We start from the raw sequence: 5,048 nt of genomic DNA, 5'->3' as shown, positions 1-5,048 counted from the left end.
ACTAACTCGGCAGTAGCAGACAATGGAAGTTCTAGCTGCACCACGGAGGTAGGATTCAACGTGAAAAAGTCTTTGTCCTGCTTCGTTTTTGATGCTTTCAATCTTGCCATTGTCTGCGTACTTCCTTAAAGTGTTTGGGTGCATTCCCAGTTGTTTGACTGCTTCTCGTAGTGGTAAATAAGCCATACCACTATCTGAGCATTTATGAGCATATGTAATCTATTATTAGTAAATAACTAGCTATTGGCTAACCCTCCAGCCCAATGGTGGTTCAATCATGGTTTGGTCTGACTTACCCACAGCAGCGCCGGGCTTATCGAAAATCTTCACGGTGCTGGCTTGGGGGCCTTCTTCGCCCATTTCTTCGGCAAAATGGACTGCGGTACCAATTTCTAAACGTTCAAATTCGTGATGTAACACACTATTGCGGTGAAAGTAAATTTCTCGGCCTTCTAAAGTTCTTAAGAAGCCATAGCCCCTATCTTTAAAGAGTTTGGTAACTAGTCCCGTTGCTTCCTGAAATTGTTCCTGATTATGACCTCGTAGCTTACCACCTTGGCCGTTACGCTCATATTGCAGTTGGTTGAGTTTAACTAGTTGCTGACGAGCGGCGTTAAAAGTATCGCGGATGACTGCATCTAATGGGTCATACTGAATACCCTCTCCCGGATTTCTTTCTGCCACAAGTTCGTGACCGGGGGGTACGGTGATATCAATGCGCACGCGATATGGTGAACCACTGCGGGGGCGGTCATGTATTTTTTCAATGGCAATATGGCAGCTACTGATGTGATCGCAAACACTCTCTAATTTAGCGATTTTTTCATGAATTAGAGTATCAATTGCATTGGTTTTCTCAACATTGCGATAAGTAATTTCTGGTGGTACTTTCATATGTTTGTCACGCTTGGGGTAAACCTAGGTACCAATAGATAGTGGTTGATAGCTAGTTTCAGCTTGGAAAAGCAAATCGCGGACTTGCTCATCTGTCGTTTGGGGAAAGTCTTCGTACCATAGACCAACACTATAAAAGGGGTCAGGGGTGGCAAGGCAGACGATCTCGTTGACGGCGGTTTGTAACTCTTTGCAAGTGCCGGCAGCACCAACAGGTACAGCAATAACTATTTTGGCGGGGTGCTGTCGCCGCACGGAGGCCACTGCAGCCCACATAGTGGCACCCGTAGCTAACCCATCATCTACCAAGATGACTATGCGTCCTTCTAAATCAGGTTCAGGGCGATGGCCTCTATACAGTAGTTCTCGACGTTCTAATTCTCGTTCTTCTTGCGCCGCAACTCTAGCAATTGTTTCTTCGGATATCTTCACCAAATTGATAATATATTCGTTAATAATCCGCACGCCACCAGATGCGATCGCCCCCATTGCTAGTTCTTCTTGTTCAGGCACACCCAATTTACGCACCACCAGCACATCTAAGGGAGCATTTAACCCTTGAGCAACTTCAAAACCTACGGGTACACCGCCTCTGGGCAGAGCTAACACCATGACATCTGTAGTGTTAGCATAGTCTGCTAATTCTCGGGCCAACATTTGACCTGCTATTGTGCGATTTTTGAATAGCATGGTATTACTCTCCTGATATTTGCCTCAGAATTGAGGTTTTACTGGACTTTTCCCCTCAAAGAAAAGTCGAAATTCTGACTGATCAACAGCTGGCATTTTTCCTCCCGATTTGGTTGAGTCTTTCAGTGGTAATGGTGACCACTAACAGTCATCAAGTCTTGCTAGTGTTTCTGAACTGATCATAGAAAGCTAGACCTGGCATGACCTCTGACTAACGACGCGACATCAACAATCTACTGATCTATCTAATGGAGGAGAAAAAAATAGAACCTCACCCCCAATTCCTTTCCTTAGTAGGGAAAGGGAGACTTTGAGACAAGTCAAAGGTGGGGTGAGGCCAAAAACCAGATTACTGTGTTACTTAATTCATATTCCGGCGCTAATGTCGGCTATCGGGAGGGTATTAAACATTAGCTTATGGACGCTCTTCAATCACACGGTCAATTAAGCCATATTCTTTAGCTTCAGCAGCAGACATGAAAAAGTCCCGATCCATGTCTTTTTCAATCTTGGCTAAAGGTTGACCAGTATTCTGAGCATAGATATTATTTAGCTGGCTACGAATCCGCAGAATTTCTCTGGCTTCGATTTCGATATCACTGGCTTGGCCACGGGTTCCGCCGGAGGGCTGGTGAATCATAATCCGAGAATGAGGTAATGCCATGCGCTTACCCTTGGTTCCGGCTGCGAGCAGGAATGATCCCATGGAGGCTGCTAGACCTACACAAATTGTCACCACATCTGATTTGATGTGTTGCATGGTGTCAAAAATGGCCATGCCAGAGGTTACCATACCACCAGGGGAATTGATGTATAAATAAATATCCTTACCTGGATCGTCTGAATCCAGATATAGCATTACCGCAATAATTTGGTTAGCAATTTCATCATCAACATCTCGGCCTAGGAAAATAATCCGCTCCCGGTAAAGGCGATCGTAGATGCTAATCCAGTCTGTATATTGTCCTCCGGGCATCCGGTAAGGAACTTTAGGAACACCTATAGGCATATTCGTTACTCCGCTTGTAATTAGTCATTGGTTATGAGTGATTTACCAAGGTAAATCACTACCTGTGTTACTTAGAGAACACTGGCAGGTAATGGGGGATTGGCGAGTTCCTCTTTTTCAAAAACTCGGTCAATTAAACCATACTCCTTAGCTTCATAGGGAGTCATGTAGAATAGCCGATCCATGTCTTTGGTAATTTTTGCTGATGCCTGTCCGGTGGTGTGGGATAGAATATCTACCATTGCCGCTTTGTTGACCAAAACTTCTTTTGCCCGAATTTGAATATCCGTTGCTTGACCTTGGGCGTAGCTCTTAGGTTGGTGTAGGATAATGGACGAGTGGGGCAAACTGGCGCGACAGCCTTTTGTACCAGCGCTGAGTAACATTGCCGCCATACCCATTGCCGAACCAATACAAATGGTGTGGATGGGGGGCTTGATGTATTTCATCGTGTCATAGATGGCGAAGGCTTCGGTTTCAAAGCCAATGGGTTCGCCACTGTAACCGGAGGTTCCTGTGGAGTTGATATAGATTTTTATCGGCTTCTCTGGGTCGTCTGACTGCAAATACAGCAATTCAGCAATAATCAATTCTGTTACCGCTGGCACCAATGGCATTCCCAGATAGACAATTCTTTCCTTCATCAATAAGGAAGGTAAGTCTGGCGGGGGTGTCCGGTAAAAGTTATCACCGTAATAAGGGGCTTGCACAGCCTTGATGGGGGAATTGTCCATAGCAACTGATCGCCTGAAACTATGCCGTTAACTGTAATACATCCTAACGCGATGTTAGCTGACTTCAAGTGTGGATTTCTCGCTAATTGGTGATTGACCCTGCTTGTTTCCCACTCTTTGATTTTTCCGCAGTGCCGATGTGGCGTTTTGAAGTTATTTTATAGAGATATCCTAACTAAAAATTTTGGGTTATGAAGGTCAATTTACAGCCTATCTTGAATGATAGTAATTTGGATGCGTATCAACTGAGCAGTCAACGTCAGTTGGCAGTATCGATTTCGGCAATGGCCGAAGTTCAAGACCCTAATGTACCACTGAATTTATGCTTAATTCTTGACCATAGTGGCTCAATGTACGGTCGACCTTTAGAAACTGTGAAGCAGGCGGCTAGTAATTTAGTCGATCAACTCAAACCAGGCGATCGCCTGAGTGTTGTTGCTTTTGATCACCGTGCGACTGTGTTGGTGGGTAATCAAACGATTACTGACCCACAGCAGATTAAAAACCAGATTCAGAGTTTATCTGCTGGTGGTGGTACGGCTATTGATGAAGGTTTGCGTTTGGGGATTCAGGAGTTAGCTAAGGGAAAGAAAGAAACTGTTTCTCAAGCCTTTTTATTAACCGATGGTGAAAATGAACACGGCGATAATCAACGTTGTTTAAAATTGGCTCAATTAGCTACTAGCTATAATTTAACTTTAAACACCTTAGGATTTGGTGACAAATGGAATCAAGATATTTTAGAAAAAATCGCCGATGCTGGCTTGGGTAGTTTGTCCCACATTCAACGACCCGAACAAGCAGCAGATGAGTTTAACCGCCTGTTTAGGCGTGTGCAAGGGGTGGGATTGACTAATGCTTATTTGCTGATCTCCCTGATGGGTCATACTCGCCTAGCAGAACTTAAACCCATTGCTCAAGTTGCGCCAGAAACCATTGAGTTACCAGTGATCCAAGAAGCAGATGGGCGCTTGGCTGTGCGCTTGGGAGATTTAATGAAGGATGCGCAAAGGGTAATTTTGGCTAATATCTACTTGGGACAATTACCACAAGATCAACAGGCGATTGCTAATCTCCAAGTGCGCTATGATAACCCGGCTCAAAATCAAATGGGTTTATTGACTGCTCCGGTTCCGGTTTATATCCAGGTAACTGGGATGTATCAACCAAAAACTGATGCACGTGTGCACCAGTTTATTTTGGCATTGGCTAAGTACCGACAAACTCAGTTAGCTGAGGCGAAATTACAACAGGGCGATCGCGCCGGTGCTGCTACTATGCTGCAAACTGCGGCGAAAACGGCTCTGCAAATGGGTGATCAAGGGGCGGCGACGGTGTTACAAACTTCTGCTACCAGATTACAATCTGGGGAAGAATTATCCCAGAGCGATCGCAAGAAAACCAGAATTGTCTCTAAAACGGTCTTGCAAGACACTCCTCGCCAATAAAGGTTAAACTCCTCTGTAATCAAAATGCCTTTTATTACAGGTAATGCTCAAATTACATACGTATCATTGAAATACTAAAACTATTGTGTTGGGGGTATCTGTGCCCCATATTCTCTATCAAACTGATAACATTGTAGGACTTACGCATTGACAAAAAACATGATCTATGATGGCTAGATCATGCGATCGCTATTAAGATTAGCAAAAATATGCTCACGGACAACAGAAGTAAATAGATTCCTCTGTACTTCATACCAATTGCTAATTATATTT

Annotated in this window: 6 protein-coding genes; 1 reads left to right on the top strand and 5 read right to left on the bottom strand. The window is 44.3% G+C overall.

Going from position 1 to position 5,048, the window contains the following annotated elements:
- The 5 genes from NWP21_RS12110 to NWP21_RS12090 form a co-directional block, all read right to left on the bottom strand.
- Nucleotides 1–186, bottom strand: a 186-nt coding sequence (locus NWP21_RS12110; RefSeq protein WP_280792903.1) for a MerR family DNA-binding transcriptional regulator, incomplete at its 3' end; no start/stop codon positions are given.
- Between the two features lie 54 nt (nt 187–240).
- The gene (locus NWP21_RS12105) at nt 241–894 is read right to left on the bottom strand and encodes an HPF/RaiA family ribosome-associated protein (protein ID WP_271732082.1); all 654 of its coding nucleotides are present in this window, start codon (nt 892–894) and stop codon (nt 241–243) included.
- Nucleotides 895–918: 24 nt separating this feature from the next.
- Complete coding sequence (locus tag NWP21_RS12100) at nt 919–1,584, bottom strand: phosphoribosyltransferase (protein ID WP_280792902.1); 666 nt, start codon at nt 1,582–1,584, stop codon at nt 919–921.
- A gap of 415 nt (nt 1,585–1,999) precedes the next feature.
- Nucleotides 2,000–2,593 (bottom strand): ATP-dependent Clp protease proteolytic subunit, encoded by a 594-nt coding sequence (locus NWP21_RS12095; RefSeq protein ID WP_271732085.1) that lies wholly within the window; start codon nt 2,591–2,593, stop codon nt 2,000–2,002.
- 71 nt (nt 2,594–2,664) lie between these two features.
- Complete coding sequence (locus NWP21_RS12090; protein ID WP_280792901.1) at nt 2,665–3,327, bottom strand: ATP-dependent Clp protease proteolytic subunit; 663 nt, start codon at nt 3,325–3,327, stop codon at nt 2,665–2,667.
- Nucleotides 3,328–3,518: 191 nt separating this feature from the next.
- Between NWP21_RS12090 and NWP21_RS12085 the strand changes: the two genes are divergently transcribed.
- The gene (locus NWP21_RS12085) at nt 3,519–4,775 is read left to right on the top strand and encodes a VWA domain-containing protein (protein ID WP_280792900.1); all 1,257 of its coding nucleotides are present in this window, start codon (nt 3,519–3,521) and stop codon (nt 4,773–4,775) included.
- Nucleotides 4,776–5,048 lie beyond the last annotated feature (273 nt).

Origin of the sequence: Anabaenopsis sp. FSS-46 (assembly GCF_029891665.1) — a bacterium.
Taxonomy (GTDB): Bacteria; Cyanobacteriota; Cyanobacteriia; order Cyanobacteriales; family Nostocaceae; genus Anabaenopsis; species Anabaenopsis arnoldii.
This window is presented reverse-complemented; position numbering and strand designations above follow the sequence as displayed.